Raw genomic sequence first — 15444 nt, 5'->3', positions numbered from 1 at the left:
GCCGGGTGAGTCCCATGAGCCAAGCGACCATGCGCCCGCCGACCCTGAGCCGGGCGACGACGAACCCGAGCCGTGTGCGGCACGCGCTCGCGCCCTGGGCCCGGATCGCCGGTCTTGCGGTGTGCGCGCTGCTCACCCTCGGCCCGGTCATCTGGACCGTCTCCACCTCGCTGCGCACCCCGGCCGAGTCCTTCGACCTGCCGCCGAAGATCATCCCGACCCACCCGACGACGGAGTCGTACCGCGGGGTCTTCGACCAGATCGACGTATGGCTGGTCGCCCTCAACTCGACCCTGGTGACCGCGCTGATCGCGGTGGGCCAGATGATCACGGCGGGCCTGGCCGGGTACGCGTTCGCGCGCCTGGAATTCCGCTTCAAGAAGCCGCTGTTCGGCCTGGTCCTGGCGACCATGATGGTGCCGCTCCAGGTCACCATCGTGCCGGTGTTCCTGGTGCTGAAGTCGATGGGCCTGACCGACACCCTCCTCGGCCTGATCATTCCGGCCTTCCCGACCGCCTTCGGGACCTTCCTGATGCGGCAGTACTTCCTGGGGATGCCGAAGGACCTGGGGGAGGCCGCGATGCTGGACGGCTGCGGCCCGTGGCGGATCTTCCGGTCGGTGTACGCCCCGCTGGCCGCCCCCGGCCTCGCGATCGTCGGCGTGCTGGCCTTCAACTACCACTGGAACGAGTTCTTCCGGCCGCTGATCCTGGAGACCTCCGGCCAGAACTACACACTCCCCCTGGGTCTGGTCTCGCTCCAGGGCAACCTCGGCACCGGCTCCATCTCGGTGGTGCTCGCCGGTGTCGTCCTCTCCATGATCCCCGCCGTCGCCGTGTTCGTCGTCGGCCAGCGCCCTCTTCGCGAGGGCATCACCTCCGCGGGAGTCAACCGTTGAGCCCTGCCGCCTCGTCCCTGGACCCGAACGCCCCGCGCTTTCGGGTCCGCCCGCCCGCGGGCTGGATCAACGACCCGAACGGGCCCTTCCTCTGGCGGGGCCGCCACCACCTGTTCTACCAGCACAACCCCGACGCCCCGGTCCACCGCCACGTCCACTGGGGCCATGTCTCCAGCCCCGACCTGGTCCGCTGGGAGCACCATCCGATCGCGCTCACCCCCGCCCCCGGCGGCCCGGACGAGGCGGGCTGCTGGTCCGGGTGCGTCGTCGACGACGACGGCGTGCCCACGGCCGTCTACACCGGCGTCGACCGCCACCACACCGGCCTCGGCACCATCTGCCTGGCACGGGCGGCCGACCCGGACGACGACGCGCTGGCCGAGTGGAAGCCGTTGCCCACCCCCGTGGTGACCGGCCCGCCCACCGGCCTGGACGTGGTGATGTTCCGCGACCCCTTCGTCTTCCGGTACGGCGGGCGGCGGTGGGCGCTGGTCGGCGCGGGCCACGCCGACGGGACCCCGTCGGTGCTGCTCTACGACTGCGAGGACCTGACCGACTGGCGGTTCGCCGGTGTGCTCGCCGACGGCCGGGACCCGGTCGCGGCGGAGGCGTTCGGCGACGAGGCGGTCGGCTGGGAGTGCCCGCAGCTGTACGCGACGGCGGGCGGGGACTGGGTGCTGGTGGTGTCGCTGTGGGACGGGGACCCGTGCTCCACCGGATACCTGACGGGCCGTCTGCGCGCGGACGGCCGAGGCTCGGGCGCTCCGCGCTTCGAGGCGCGCACCGGCGGGCGGCTCGACCACGGACGGGACTTCTACGCGCCCGCCGTCCTCCAGGAGGCGGACCGGGCCCTGATGTGGGGCTGGTCCTGGGAGGCCCGTGAGCGCGGCGAGGTCGAGCGCGCCGGGTGGGCCGGTGTGCTCACCGCGCCGAGGGTCGTCGACGTACACCCGGACGGGGCGCTGCGCGTCGTACCGGCTCCGGAGCTGGAACTGCTGCGTGCGGCCGAACCGTTCGTCACCGAACTGGGCGGGGCCGAACTGGGCGGGGCCGAACCGTTCGTCACCGCGCCGGACCGCACCGCGCCGGGCCGGACCGCGCCGGGCCGGACCGCGCCGGACCGGACCGCGCCGGGCCGGGTTCCGCTCCCGGAGGCGTACGACCTGACCGTCACGGCCCGCGGCCTGACGACGGTGGGTCTGCTGCGGTCGGCCTCGGGCGGGCAGCTGACGGTGCGGCTGGACCCGGAGCGGGGCACCGTGACGCTGGACCGCGGTGACTGGCCCCGGAGGCCCGGCACCGGGCCCCGGGGGTCGGCACCGATCGTGGTGCGGGCACCGGGGAGGGAGGTGCGCGTGCTCGTCGACGGCTCGCTGTTCGAGCTGTTCGTCGACGACCGGGCCACGGTCACCGAGCGCGTCTACCGGCGCCCGGACGATGTGGGCGAACTCGTCGTGACGGGTGCCGTGGCCGCCGTCACCGGGTGGGAGCTGGTCCCACCGACGCCCGGCTGATCACCGGGCCGGCCAGGCGCCGGGTGGTGGCCAGCGGTGTCCGCCCGGTGTCGATGGCCTCCAGCAGCAGCCGGGCGGCGGCCTCGCCCATCGCCCGGTGCGGCAGCGCGACCGTGGTGAGGGGCGGTGCCAGGAACGCGGCCATGTGCTCCTGGTCGTCGTAGCCGACCACCGACAGCTCGCCGGGGACGGCGATCCCCAGCCGGGCCGCGGCGTGCAGCACGCCCGCCGCGACCCGGTCGTTGTAGCAGAAGAGGCCGGTGGGACGCCGGTCCGCGGGGACCCCGTCCAGCATCCGCGTCGCGCCCTCGTACCCGCCGGAGATCTCGCCTCCGGTCCGCAGCACCCACTCCTTGGGGACCAGGATTCCCTTGGCCCGTACGGCGTCACGGAAGCCGCGCAGCCGCTCGACCGACGCGATGTCGTCCTGGCCGCCGACCATGGCGACCCTGCGGTGCCCCTCGTCCAGCAGCAGCCGGGCCGCCGTACGGCCTCCGGCGCGCTCGGCGGGGATGACGGCCGGCAGGGAGTCGTCCTCGGCCAGGCAGTTGGCGAGGACGGAGCGCGTGCGGTGCAGGCCCTCGGGGACGCGGACCCGGCGCAGCGACATGGACGCGTAGATGATGCCGTCCACCCGCCGGTCCAGGAGCTCGGCTACCGCCGCGTCCTCTTTGGCGGGATCGCCGCCGGAGTCGATGGTGAGGACGAGATGCCCGCTGTCCCAGGCGGTCTCCATGGCCCCGCGCAGCAGCCGCCCCGCGAACGGCGACGAGGCGATCTCGTCCGTGACCAGCCCGATCACCGCGGTGCGGCGGCGCCGCAGACCGCGCGCGACGGGGTCGGGGCGGTAGCCGAGCCGGGCGGCGGCCTGGCGGATGCGCTCCTGGGTGGCGGCCGAGAGGTTCCCCTCGGCGCGGTCGTTGAACACGAAGGAGACGGCGGTGTGGGACACCCCGGCGAGCCGGGCGACATCACGCGACGTCGGTCGCCCGAGCTGGTCGGCGGGCCCGCCGTGTCCGCCCTCGCCCGTGCCCGTGCCCATGGCCTCCACCCTATCCCCGGGCCTGAGCCGGTGCGGCACCCGCGGGGTGCTCACCGTGGGGGTGCGGGACCGGCGCGGTGTCGCGAGCCGCCGGCGCCGCGCTCGCGGCGGCGACCGGCGTTCCCCGACGGCTTCCTGCCCGAGGGGATCACGATCGGCCGCGGGCCGTACGCCTATATGGGCTCGCGGGTCAACGGGGCCGTCTACCGCACCGATCTGCGCACCGGTGAGGGCGGGGGCATCCACGAGGGCGCCGCCGGCACGGTGGCCGTCGGGCTCAAGCTGGACGAGGACGGCCTGCTCTACGTTTCGGGAGGCGGCGGGGGCTCGGTGCGGGTCGTCGACTCCCGCTCGGGCGAGCTGGTGACCTCGTACCAGCTGACCGACCCCACGGGCCACTTCATCAACGACGTCATCCTGCTCGGCGACCGCGCCTGGTTCACCGACTCGCGCGACGCCGTCCTGTACGGCGTACCGCGCGGCCGCGCCGGAGAGGTCCGCCGCCTGCCGCTGAGCGGCGACTGGGTGCAGACGCCAGGCGTCAACAACGCCAATGGCGTCGTCGGCACGCCCGACGGCCGGGGCCTGATCGTCGTCAGCAGCTCGCCCGGCAGGCTCTACCACGTGGACCTGAGAACCGGTCACGCCACGGAGATCGCGCTGGTCGGCGCGGCCGACGTCGCGAACGGCGACGGCCTCCTCCGTGTCGGCCGCACGCTGTATGTCGTGCAGAACCGGCTGAACCTCATCACCGTCTTCGACCTCGACGCCAGGGCCCGTACGGCGACGGTGCGCCGTACGGTCACCGACCCACGCTTCGACGTCCCCACCACCGCCGCCCGCTGGGGCGACCGCCTCTATATCGTCAACGCCCGCTTTACCTCGCCCCAGACACCGGAGACGACCTTCAACGCCGTCGCTGTTCCCCTCTGTTGACGGCCTCGGGGCCCGGGGGCCCTCACATGGTCAGAACTCCCAGTGGGCGAGTGAGTGCAGCGCGGCGGCGGTCCGGTCGAACCCCTGATCGCCGAGCAGGGCCCGCACCTCATCGTTGAAACGGTCGACTTCGGGCTGGGCGGCGCGGAGGGCGGCGCCGCCGCCGTCGGTCAGCTCCAGCACCACGGCGCGGTGCTCGCGCGGATGGGGCCGCCTGACGACGAGGCCGGCCTTGGCGAGCCGGGCGACGAGCGCGGTGACCCCGGACTCGCGCAGCCCCAGGGCGTGCGCCAGCTCCCGCTGGGTGATGCCCGGCTGGTCGCGTACGGCGAACAGGGCACCGAGCTGCGCCGTGGTGACCCCGGCGGCGGCCAGACAGCGGCGGTCCGCGACCGTGCGCAGCTGGTGTGCCGCCCGCTGCAGCAGAAAGAACAGGCGCTGGTCGGGTGCGGGCCGGTGCTCGGGCATGGGGCCGATCTTGACAGAAGCGAGGGCCGCACGGCAGGGTCACTTCACTGGTGAAGTGAGGCGGCATGGTGGACGAGACCCTGGACGTGGCACTCGCGCGGAAGCTGCTGGCGGCCCAGCCCTTCAGCAATCTGCTCGGCGCCCGCCTCGTGGCCTTCGGCGAGGGCGCGGCGACCCTGGAGCTGGAGGTCCGCGACGACCTGCGCCAGCAGCACGGCTTCCTGCACGGCGGCGTACTCGGCTACGCCGCGGACAACGCGCTGACCTTCGCCGCGGGCTCGGTGGTCGGCGCGCGGGTGCTCACCGCGGGGTTCACCATCGACTATCTGCGCCCCGCCGACGGAGCGCTGCTGCGGGCCGAGGCGCGGGTCGTACGGGCCGGCCGCACCCGCGTCGTATGCCGCTGCGACCTGTCCACCGTGGACGGCGCGGGCACGGCGACCCTGTGCGCGGTGGCGCAGGGCACGATCGCGGTGACGGCGGCAACCGGGGCGCCGAACGGGACCTGACCCGTGGTGTCGGCCGCGGGCGCGCCTGCCGAGGCCCGACCCGTGGTGTCGGCCAGGGGCGCGCCCGCCGAGGCCCGACCCGTGGAGTTGGCCAGGGCCGTGCCCGTCGCGGCCGACCCGTGGTGTTGACCAGGGGGCCCGTCTCGGCGGACCCGCCCCTGGCACGATCGGCGGCATGCACGATCAGCGGCATGTCCATGATCCACCGTCCGTCACCGTCCCGACGAGCCACGGCCCTCGCGTACTGCGGACCCTGCGGACCCTCCCCCCGGCAACCTTCGACCTCGGCCTGGCGCTGCTGGTGCAACTGGCCGCCACCATGCCGTTCGTCGTCCCCCGAGGCCCCGGACTGCCGCCCGCGACCTGGTCCGCGTACGCGATGACCACCCTGGTCGTGCTGCCGCTGGTGTGGCGGAGGCGGGCGCCGTTCACCGTGCTCTGCCTCATCTGCCTCGCGCAGCTCTGCTACCAGCTGACCCTCGACGGCCCGGGCCAGCCCCTCCCGTACGCCGGCCTGGTGGCCGCCTACACCGTGGCCGCCCTCTCCCCGCGCCGTACCCGCATCGCCATGATGGCCCTGGCGGCGCTGCTGATCCCGGTCGCCGTGGCCCTCAACACGGGCGAGGTCCGCGAACTGATCTTCAGCCTGATCGTCTTCTTCGGCGCCTGCACCCTCGGCACCCTCACCCGCACCCGCCAGGCCTACGCGGAGGCCGCCGAGCGCAGGGCGGCCGAGCGGGCGGTGGTCCGCGAACGGGCCAGGATCGCCCGGGAGATGCATGACGTCCTGTCCCACTCCGTCGCCCTGATGGTGGTGCAGGCCGAGGCCGGCCCCGTCGCGGTCCGCACCGCCCCCGACCGGGCCGAGGCGGCCTTCGACGCGATCTCGGAGACCGGCCGGGAGGCGATGGTCCAGCTGCGGCGGATGCTGGGGGTGCTGCGCGAGGACGCCACGGACCAACGGGGTCCGCAGCCCACCGTCACCGAGCTGCCCGCGCTGCTCGAGCGCGTCTCGGGCAGCGGGGTCACCGTCTCGTACGACACCACAGGCCAGGTCAGGCCCCTGCCCCTGGACACCGAGGCCACCGTCTACCGTGTGGTGCAGGAGGCCCTGACCAACGTCGTCAAGCACGCCGCCGCCGGCCGGGTGGCGGTCCGGCTCGACTACGGCCGTGAGACGCTCGGCATCACCGTCACCGACGACGGCCGCGGGCCGGGCGCGGGCGGCTCCGCGGGAGCCCGCTCTCCCGGCCACGGCCTGATCGGCATCCGGGAGCGGGCCGCCGCACACGGCGGCACCGCCCGCACCGGACCCGGGCCGGGCGGCAAGGGGTTCGAGGTCTTCGTGAGTCTCGGGGTGGGGAAATGACGATCCGTGTGGTGGTGGCCGACGACCAGGAACTGGTCCGCAGCGGCTTTGTGATGATCCTCGACGCCCAGCCGGACATCGAGGTGGTCGCCGAGGCCGGGGACGGCGCGGCGGCGATCGAGGCCGTACGCCGCCACGCCCCGGACGTGGCGCTGCTCGACATCCGCATGCCCGGGACGGACGGCATCGAGGCGACCGCGGCCATCTGCCGGGAGACCGAGTGCCGGGTGATCGTGCTGACCACCTTCGACTCCGACGAGTACGTCCATGACGCCCTGCACGCCGGGGCGAGCGGCTTTCTGCTCAAGGACGTCCGCCGGGACGATCTGGTCCACGCGGTCCGGGTGGTGACCGCGGGCGACTCGCTCCTGGCGCCCTCGGTGGCCCGGCGCCTGGTCGCGGACTTCGTCCGGCACCCCCGGCAGGCCGCGTCGGGGGAGGCCGCCTCGGGCGAGGCCGCCCCACCGCGGGCCGACCGGCTGTCGGCGCTCACCGCGCGGGAGCGGGAAACCCTCCAACTGCTCGGCAGGGGGCTGTCCAACGCGGAGATCGCCGCGGAGCTCGTGGTCAGTGAGCACACCGTCAAGACGCATGTGAGCAATGTGCTGAGCAAACTCGGGCTGCGCGACCGGATCCAGGCGGTCATCTGCGCCTATGAGACGGGCCTGATCACCGTGGGGTGACCGACTCCCTCAGACAAGGGACTCCCTCACACGAGGGAGTGCCGCACCGCCCAAGATCGGTCGCTCCGGCGATCCGCCGAAAGCGCGTGATCACCAGGATGGGGTCATTCCCGACACCGACCCCCTTCACGGAGCACACCGATGAGGATCCGCCCCCGCACCGCCCTGACCGCCGCCGCCGTAGCCCTGGCCATCGCCGCGGGCCCGGCCACCACCCAGGCCCTGGCGCACCCCGCACCGACGTCCTCGACGTCCTCGACGTCCACTCCGCACACCGGGGCGCTGGACACCGAGGCCCTGCGGCGCACGATCGCCAACCTCCCGGCCGACGACGCCACCGCCGCGGTCATCCGGGTCGGCGGCAGAGCCGGAAGCTGGCAGGGCGCCGCCGGCGTCCGCGACCTGGCATCGCGGCAGCCGGTCCTGGCCGACGGCCGCTTCCGCGCGGGCAGCGTGACCAAGGTCCTCACCGCTGCCGTCGTCCTGCAACTCGTCGCCGAGCACAAGGTCGCCCTGAACCGCCCCGTCCAGCGCTACCTCCCCGAACTGCTCCCCGCCGACTACCCGCCGATCACCGTCGCCCAGCTGCTCAACCACACCAGCGGACTGCACCCCGCCGACGGCCCCGGAGACTCCTTCGAGGCCCAGTACGCACACCGCTTCGACACCACGACCCCCCAGCAGCTGATCGCCTCCGCCACCGCCCATCCGCTGGAGTTCACCCCCGGCAGCGCACAGCACTACCTCAACATCAACTACACCGTGCTGGGCCTGCTCATCGAGAAGGTGACCGGCGACTCGTACGAGGACCAGGTCCAGCGGCGCGTCCTGACCCCCCTCGGCATGCGCGACACCTCCTACCCCGGCTCCGACCCGTACCTCCCCGGGCCGCACAACCTCGGCTACCAGCGCACCGCCGCCGGAGTCGTCGACGTCACCGACTGGAACGTCTCCGCGGGCTGGGCGGCGGGAGACGTCATCAGCACCGCCGCCGACCTGGAGCGCTTCACCGTGGCGCTGTTCAGCGGCCGGGTCGTCCCCAAGGCCCAGCTGCGCCACATGCTGGAGGTCCCGCAGGGCATCACCATGTACGAGAGCACCGACCCCGCGTCGTACACCATGGGCCTCACCCGCTCGGTGCTCCCCGACGGAACCGTCTGCTACGGCAAGACCGGCGAACGCTACGGCTACGCCACCGGGATGGGTGCCACCCTGGACACCCGCGGCCGCATCGACCGCACCCTGGTCTACGTGGTCAATTCCACCAACGCCAAGTCGGCCTCGGGCAACCCCCGCAAGCTGCCGATCGCCCTGGCCGCGCTGCAGCACTCCTGAGCCGTCCGGCCGTCGGGCGAGCACCACGACCACCCTCACCCTGCCGGCCAGGGCGGCCCGCGCGCGGCTCGCCCTGACGACGCCCGGCTCTCAGGTGTTCAATGAAACCAGGGGAAGAGACGGATCACGCCGTTCCGGCGGCGAGAGCACCTGGACCGGTCCGCTTCTCCAGAAGAAGGCGATCTTGATGAACATCGCAGACGGACAGCTTCTCGGCGCGGCGGCCGGAGTGACGGAGGCCGCCACCCGAGCCCCGGAAGTCATCACCTGGTACGCCATCATGATCGCAATCTTGCTCGTGACGGCAGTGGTCACGCTCCATCACAGGTGACGTACGCCGCGTGATGCGCGGGAGGTGGCGGGCCTGGCGAGCAGGCGATCACTCGTACCCTGGTACCCGTGCCACCCTCCCGTCTGCATCGCGTCGCCGTCCTTGTGCTCGAGGGTGCGAAGCCGCTCGATGTCGGCATTCCCGCCCAGGTGTTCACCACCCGTGCGAGCATGCCGTACGAGGTGCGGGTGTGCGGGGCGGCGCCCGGTCTCGTGACCGGCGGCGACGGCCTGTCGTACTCCGTCGCCCACGGCCTCGACGCGCTCGAGTGGGCCGACATCGTCTTCATCCCCGGCTACCGGTTCCCGGACCGCGACGACCCGCCGCAGGCCGTCGTCGACGCGCTGATCGCCGCCCACGCCCGGGGCACACGGCTCGCCGCCATCTCGACGGGCGCCTTCGCGCTCGCCGCCACGGGCCTGCTCGACGGCAGGCGCGCCACGACGCACTGGCACTACGCGCGGGCGCTCGCGGCGAAGCACCCCCTCGTCCAGGTCGACGAGAACGTTCTGTTCGTCGACGAGGGCAGCGTGCTGACGTCGGCCGGCGCCGCCTCGGGCATCGACCTGTGTCTGCACATTCTGCGCGGCGACCTCGGAGTGGCCGCGTCGAATCACGCGGCCCGGCGCCTGGTCGCGGCCCCCTACCGCAGCGGCGGTCAGGCGCAGTACGTGCCGCGCAGCGTCCCCGAGCCGCTCGGCGAGCGGTTCGCCGCCACCCGCGAGTGGGCGCTGCACCGGCTCGGCGAGCCCCTCACCCTCGAGGTGCTCGCCCGGCATGCGGCGGTCTCGCCGCGTACGTTCTCGCGGCGCTTCGCCGAGGACACGGGGTACACGCCGATGCAGTGGGTCATGCGCGCCCGCATCGACGTGGCCCGTGAGCTGCTCGAACGTTCGGAACGGAGCGTCGAGCAGATCGCCGCCGACGTCGGTCTGGGCACCGGCGCGAATCTACGGCTGCACTTCCAGCGCATCCTCGGCACCACGCCGACCGAGTACCGGCGCGTCTTCACCAAGGGCGAGTAGCCCGCCGCCACCTGGCGCGATCCTTTTGAACAGTGGCGATCACGCCGCTGTCACATGGCGGATGCCGCACGCGACGCTGGTGGCAAACCGAAGGGACACCACTCATGACTCGCATCGCGATCAACGGATTCGGCCGCATCGGACGCAATGTGCTGCGCGCACTGCTCGAACGCGACAGCGACCTTGAAATCGTCGCCGTCAACGACCTCACGGAGCCCGCCACCCTCGCCCGGCTGCTCGCCTATGACACGACGGCCGGCCGGCTCGGCCGCCCGGTGACCGTCGACGGGAACGCCCTTGTCGTCGACGGCCGTCGCATCACGGTGCTCGCCGAGCGTGAACCGGCGCAGCTGCCCTGGGCCGAACTCGGCGTCGACGTCGCGCTCGAGGCGACCGGCCGCTTCACCTCGGCCAAGGCCGCCCGTGCCCACCTCGACGCCGGCGCGAAGAAGGTGCTCGTCAGCGCGCCCTCGGACGGCGCCGACGTCACGCTCGCGTACGGGGTCAACACCGACGCGTACGACCCGGACGTGCACACGATCGTCTCGAACGCCTCCTGCACGACCAACGCGCTCGCGCCGCTGGCCGCGGTGCTGGACGAACTCGCCGGCATCGAGCACGGCTTCATGACGACGGTGCACGCCTACACGCAGGAGCAGAACCTGCAGGACGGCCCGCACCGCGACCCCCGCCGCGCCCGCGCCGCCGGGGTCAATATCGTGCCGACCACGACGGGCGCCGCCAAGGCGATCGGTCTCGTCCTGCCGAACCTCGACGGCAAGCTGTCGGGCGACTCGATCCGCGTGCCGGTTCCGGTGGGCTCGATCGTCGAACTCAACACCACCGTGGCCCGCGACGTGACGCGCGACGAGGTGCTGGCGGCGTACCGCGCCGCGGCGGAGGGACCGCTCGCCGGCGTCCTCGAGTACTCGGACGACCCGCTCGTGTCGTCCGACATCACCGGCAACCCGGCCTCGTCGATCTTCGACTCGGCCCTCACCCGCGTCGACGGCCGCCACATCAAGGTCGTCGCCTGGTACGACAACGAGTGGGGCTTCTCGAACCGCGTGATCGACACCCTCCAGCTCCTCGCCACCCGCTGACCGCACACCCGAGCGGCCCCCCCACCGAAGGGGCGGGCCGCTCATGCCTGTGTGCTGCCCTGTGCGACTGAGTCCCCTCCCGGCCGGCGCGCGAACTGGTCATACTCTTCAGTGAATTGCGGCAGACATCGGACAGCCGGCGGGGACGCGATGAGGGCGAGGACAGGTACGACGCGGCGCGGCGCCCTCTTCGGCACCGCCGCCGCGGTCGCGGTCGTGGCGGGAGGCACGGGGGCCGTGCTGGTTCCCGTGCGCGATGTCGCGCCGGGTGGACTGTGGCTGCTCGTGGGCTGGCTGGCGCTCGCGGGGGCCGCCGGGTGGTGCGCCGAACTGGCTCTCGGGCGGAGCAGCGCGTCCACCAGCAGTGCGAACGACTTCCGGACGCTGCGGCTGGACACGATCGCCATCCTGGCGACGGCCCTGGTGGCCGAACTGACCCTGATCGGAGCGCGGTTGGCTCGCGATCACGAGTACGCGACGGCGTGGGCGTCCGGGGGCGTACTCCTCGCGCTGGTCGCCGGCGCCTCCTGGCGCATCGCCTCGGTCAGCGGCAGCGGCAGCGGTGGATACACGCCCTCCGACAGCCTCCCCAGCGCCGTCGCCTTCGTCCTCGCCGAGGGCTGCGGCGGCTGGCTCACCGCCCGCTTCGCCGTGGAGGGGCCGCTGTGGGCGGCTTGGGTGCTGGGCTGCGCCGTGGTGGTGCTGGCGGGGGGTTTCTGGCTGTCCGACTCCGACGCCTGGGGCGCCGCCGAGTCCAGGTACCTGAAGGTGTTCGGTTCCGCCGCGCTCCTGGGTGTGGCCGGTGTGGTGGCGCGTTCGGCGGTGCGGGGCGAGACGGCGGCCGCGTGGTGGGTGGGCGCGGTGGCGGTGGGGGGTCCGCTGCTCGTCGTCACGGTGTCGTCGCTGCGGTGGCCCGGGCCCGCTCGTGGGGCGACGGTTCCGCCCGGGGCACAGCTCGCCGGGATTCTCGTCCCGCTGGGCAGCCTCGCGTGGGCGATGTGGAGCGGGAAGCCGTGGAGCGGGCCGGACTCGGGTGATCGGCTGCTGGAGGCCGGTTGGCTGGCGGTGGCGGCGGCTGTACTGCTGGTGACGCAGTACGGAGTGCTGGTCTGGACGAGCACGGCGCCGTTGGCGTACCGGGCGTCCAGATTGGCCCACATGGTCCGCACGACACCACGTGAATACAGGAGCCGGGAGACGGACGACCTCACCCGGCTCACTGTCCCGCAACGCTTCATGAACCCTCTCCAGTCCACCGCCCTGAACGCCCTCCACCTGCGTACCGCCCTGGACACCGGGCTCGCTGTCGACGACATCTGGCCCCGGATCGGACTGGTCGCCCCCGACGAGGTCAACCGCCGGTTGCGGCGCGGGGAACGGGGCGTGCTCGTCTGTCGGATCACGGTCGCGAGCGCCGTGTGCACGACGGGCGTCTGGCTGCTCATCGCGCTCACCGGCCTCGGCGGTCTCCACGTCGAGCAGGGGGTGGCCGTACTGCCCGTCGTGGGACCCCTGGCGGTGGCGGCCGTGGCGCTGGCGCAGGCGCGCAGGTCGCTGGTCGAGGTGTACGAGGCCAAGGCGCACGCGGTCGGCCTGTACCGGTACGACCTGGCGAAGAGGATGCGCCTCTCCGTGCCGGAGGACCCCTCGGATGCGGACATGAGCCGGCTGGCCGCCGAGTTGAGCGGTGAGCGGGATCCCGATCCGTACGCGGAACGGCGGAGGGCCGAGCCGAGAGCGTCCGATCGCGCCAGGGCGGACGATCGCGCCAGGGCGGACGAACTCGCCGCCGTCGCACGCATGGTGAGCGCGGACATCCGGGCCACCGTGCGTCAGGCGATCCGGGACGAGCGCCTGTCCCAGGCAGCGCGGACTCCGGGCGGCGCTCCCTTCACGGAAGGCCAACTGTCCCTGCTCGCCAAGGAGATCGCCCGCTCGACGACGGTCCCGGTCGGCGCCCGCCTGGAGAGTCATCTGTCGACTCTCCACCGGAAGTTCCAGCAGGACATGCGGTCGCTGATCCACACCTCCCTGACGGAGGCCGTGACCGGCCCGCCCCTGACGAACTTCGTCGGCTACTTCGCGATCGAACTGGAAGACAGCGACGCACAGGACGTACGAGCCGAGGGCGGCACGATCAGGGCACCCGGGGGGCGGCGCCTGCGGCTGGTCGTCTCCGTCGTGCGCGACGAGCACATGCGGGACTTCCCCTCAGTGATCGCGAGCCGGCCGGGCAGCAACTTCTTCGTCATGGAACCGGTCCGTGTCGAGGGCGGCAGGGACGCCGGCGCCGCGTCGTTCGACGTGATGGCCGACAGCTCCACGCTCACACCGCTGCCCCAACGCAAGAACCTCCACGTCGAAGACAAGCAGCAGACGGCTTTCGGGTTCCAGGTGCCGGAAGAGGGCAATCACGAGATCTGGATGCAGCTCTATCAGGCCGGCCACCTCGTCCAGGTCGTCGCCCTGAAGATCGAGGCGACAGGGGCGACGGACGACGCATGAGCGAGGCACGGCTGCCCGACGTCTCCGTCCGGGCCCTGACCACCGACGGGGGGACCCAACTGGAGTTCACCGCCCTCCGCAGGGAAGTCGCGCCGCTGCGCGTCAGCCTCGTCGGCGGCAACGCGCTGATCCAGGCCCGCGAGGCACTGGACAAGGGGCTGACCCGGCTCAAGGACGAGCTCACCGGGTTCGACGTCGAGGACGGGGATCTCGACCGGGTCTTCCAGAGCCTGCACCGCCTCGGCCGCACCCTGCTCTTCACCCTGTTCGGCCTGGAGCAGTCCGTCCTCCAGGGGCTCCAGACGTTCTGGAACAAGGCCCTGCCATACGGCATGAACCCCACGCTGCCGCCCCCGCTCGTCGAATGCGCCGGCGGTCAGGACGGCTTCCTGCCCCTGGAGTTCCTGCCACTGTTCCGGATGTTCCCGGGCGATCCCGTCGAGACCCGGGGCGACTTCACCGCCGCGTGCCGGACCCTCGTCGGCTTCTCGTGCGTGGTGCGCCGCGCCCTGCTCCCCGCCCCTGTCGAGGGCGGGCTCGTCCTGCACACCGGGCCGCAGGGCCGTGTCCCCGCCCGCTATCTCTACTACGAGCACCTCGAAGGAGCCGTCGAGGAACTGGCGTGGTTCGCCGACTCCGGAAAGCACCACATCGACCTCGAAGGTCCCTACCCCAACGGTGCGGAACGCGCACCGGGCCTCGCCGAGCAGATCTTCGACCCCCGGCTCCTCCTCGACGGCAGCCGCCGTGACCTGCCGGACCAGGTCCAGCACTTCGCCTGCCACTGCTACACCCGCTCCGACGACACACTCGCCGCCGAGATCGAACTCAGCGGCGCCGGCCACCACTCCCGCACCACGCTCGGCGACCTCGGAGCGGACCTCCTCGCCCTCGCCGCGAGCCGGGAGCAGCGCACCTTCGACCTGCCGCTGGTGGTGATGAACGCCTGCGGCTCGGGCCGGATGCGCGCCCCGGGGGCGCCGTCGTTCCCGTACCTCTTCCTCAAGAACCACAACCGCGGGTTCATCGGCACCGAGACCGAGATTCCCGACGACATCGCCGCGGCCTTCTCCAAGGCGCTGTACGAACGCTTCCTCATCCGCCGGATGCCCCTGGGCAGAGCCGTCCTCGAGTCCCGCCTGCACCTCCTGCACACGCTGCGCAACCCGCTCGGCCTGACCTACGCCGCGTACGCCGACCCCGGCCTGCGCGTCCGCCCCACCCCTGAGGAGATACCCCGTGCCCAAGCCCACCCCTGACGCCGGCGCCGACGGGACGATCAGCGTCCTCGGCCTGGAGGACACCGACCAGGGCCGCACCGATCGCCTGTCCTTCCGCCGCCTGGAGGAGTGGCGGGCCGCCCGCACGGAGATCCCCGCCGAGGAACTCCGCGTCCGCCTCGACGCCTTTGTGACCACGATGCAGGGCCTGATCGCCTCCCTCCCACAGCGAGCGGGCGAGTTCCGCCTCAACGAGGTCACCTTCAGCGCCGAGGTCAGCGCCAAGGGCACGGTGTCATTGCTCGGCTCCGGCGGCGAACTGGCCGGCCAGGCGGGAATCACCTTCACCTTCACGCGCTCCGACACACCCTGAGCCCGGCAGCGCCGGCCTCCGCAACCGCGATCATGGAGCGGGAGCCGGGGGAGCAGCCCGGATGCGGATCCGGCACGTGCACGTCACCGGCCCATGCCGCGGAAGCCGGCGCAACAGGTGGATCAACGACGA

At 72.7% G+C, this 15444-nt stretch carries 15 protein-coding genes; 13 read left to right on the top strand and 2 right to left on the bottom strand.

Translation table 11 applies throughout. The features are described from left to right. Positions 1 to 14 precede the first annotated feature (14 nt). Positions 15 to 899, top strand: coding sequence for a carbohydrate ABC transporter permease (locus tag ACFZDL_RS32805; RefSeq protein ID WP_353590323.1), 885 nt, complete (start codon positions 15 to 17; stop codon positions 897 to 899). After that, a complete protein-coding gene (locus ACFZDL_RS32800; protein ID WP_353590324.1) occupies positions 896 to 2413 on the top strand; it encodes a glycoside hydrolase family 32 protein in 1518 nt (505 codons plus the stop codon). Before ACFZDL_RS32805 ends, ACFZDL_RS32800 begins: the two co-directional genes overlap by 4 nt. On the opposite strand, the gene ACFZDL_RS32795 is transcribed toward ACFZDL_RS32800, so the two are convergent. Then, positions 2376 to 3455 (bottom strand): LacI family DNA-binding transcriptional regulator, encoded by a 1080-nt coding sequence (locus ACFZDL_RS32795; RefSeq protein WP_353590325.1) that lies wholly within the window; start codon positions 3453 to 3455, stop codon positions 2376 to 2378. The genes ACFZDL_RS32800 and ACFZDL_RS32795 overlap by 38 nt on opposite strands. A gap of 177 nt (positions 3456 to 3632) precedes the next feature. Here ACFZDL_RS32795 and ACFZDL_RS32790 point away from each other — a divergent pair, with 177 nt between their 5' ends. Then, on the top strand, positions 3633 to 4391 hold the full coding sequence (locus ACFZDL_RS32790; RefSeq protein ID WP_353590326.1) for a superoxide dismutase: 759 nt from the start codon (positions 3633 to 3635) through the stop codon (positions 4389 to 4391). A 30-nt stretch (positions 4392 to 4421) separates the two neighbouring features. Here ACFZDL_RS32790 and ACFZDL_RS32785 read toward each other — a convergent pair whose 3' ends face one another. Then, complete coding sequence (locus tag ACFZDL_RS32785) at positions 4422 to 4859, bottom strand: MarR family winged helix-turn-helix transcriptional regulator (RefSeq protein ID WP_353590327.1); 438 nt, start codon at positions 4857 to 4859, stop codon at positions 4422 to 4424. A gap of 65 nt (positions 4860 to 4924) precedes the next feature. On the opposite strand from ACFZDL_RS32785, the gene ACFZDL_RS32780 reads away from it, so the two are divergent. From ACFZDL_RS32780 to ACFZDL_RS32735, 10 genes are all read left to right on the top strand, one after another. Continuing rightward, positions 4925 to 5368, top strand: coding sequence for a PaaI family thioesterase (locus ACFZDL_RS32780; RefSeq protein WP_353590328.1), 444 nt, complete (start codon positions 4925 to 4927; stop codon positions 5366 to 5368). Between the two features lie 319 nt (positions 5369 to 5687). Then, a complete protein-coding gene (locus ACFZDL_RS32775) occupies positions 5688 to 6737 on the top strand; it encodes a histidine kinase (RefSeq protein ID WP_353590463.1) in 1050 nt (349 codons plus the stop codon). Continuing rightward, positions 6734 to 7420, top strand: coding sequence for a response regulator transcription factor (locus tag ACFZDL_RS32770; RefSeq protein ID WP_353590329.1), 687 nt, complete (start codon positions 6734 to 6736; stop codon positions 7418 to 7420). The genes ACFZDL_RS32775 and ACFZDL_RS32770 overlap by 4 nt, the downstream gene beginning before the upstream one ends. Positions 7421 to 7561: 141 nt before the next feature. Next, complete coding sequence (locus ACFZDL_RS32765) at positions 7562 to 8755, top strand: serine hydrolase domain-containing protein (protein WP_353590330.1); 1194 nt, start codon at positions 7562 to 7564, stop codon at positions 8753 to 8755. A gap of 187 nt (positions 8756 to 8942) precedes the next feature. Then, on the top strand, positions 8943 to 9086 hold the full coding sequence (locus tag ACFZDL_RS32760) for a hypothetical protein (RefSeq protein ID WP_353590331.1): 144 nt from the start codon (positions 8943 to 8945) through the stop codon (positions 9084 to 9086). 68 nt (positions 9087 to 9154) lie between these two features. Continuing rightward, positions 9155 to 10111 carry a helix-turn-helix domain-containing protein gene (locus ACFZDL_RS32755; protein ID WP_353590332.1) on the top strand — a complete coding sequence of 319 codons (957 nt, stop codon included), beginning with the start codon at positions 9155 to 9157 and terminating at the stop codon, positions 10109 to 10111. A 104-nt stretch (positions 10112 to 10215) separates the two neighbouring features. Continuing rightward, positions 10216 to 11214 (top strand): type I glyceraldehyde-3-phosphate dehydrogenase, encoded by a 999-nt coding sequence (gene gap, locus ACFZDL_RS32750; RefSeq protein ID WP_353590333.1) that lies wholly within the window; start codon positions 10216 to 10218, stop codon positions 11212 to 11214. Positions 11215 to 11364: 150 nt separating this feature from the next. Then, positions 11365 to 13719 (top strand): hypothetical protein, encoded by a 2355-nt coding sequence (locus ACFZDL_RS32745; protein ID WP_353590334.1) that lies wholly within the window; start codon positions 11365 to 11367, stop codon positions 13717 to 13719. Next, positions 13716 to 14978 carry a CHAT domain-containing protein gene (locus ACFZDL_RS32740; RefSeq protein ID WP_353590335.1) on the top strand — a complete coding sequence of 421 codons (1263 nt, stop codon included), beginning with the start codon at positions 13716 to 13718 and terminating at the stop codon, positions 14976 to 14978. Before ACFZDL_RS32745 ends, ACFZDL_RS32740 begins: the two co-directional genes overlap by 4 nt. After that, entirely contained in the window at positions 14959 to 15312 is a 354-nt protein-coding gene (locus ACFZDL_RS32735; RefSeq protein ID WP_353590336.1) for a hypothetical protein, read from the top strand. The genes ACFZDL_RS32740 and ACFZDL_RS32735 overlap by 20 nt, the downstream gene beginning before the upstream one ends. Positions 15313 to 15444: the final 132 nt, after the last annotated feature.

Source organism: Streptomyces sp. NPDC007917, assembly GCF_042959105.1.
Taxonomy (GTDB): Bacteria; Actinomycetota; Actinomycetes; order Streptomycetales; family Streptomycetaceae; genus Streptomyces.
This window is presented reverse-complemented; position numbering and strand designations above follow the sequence as displayed.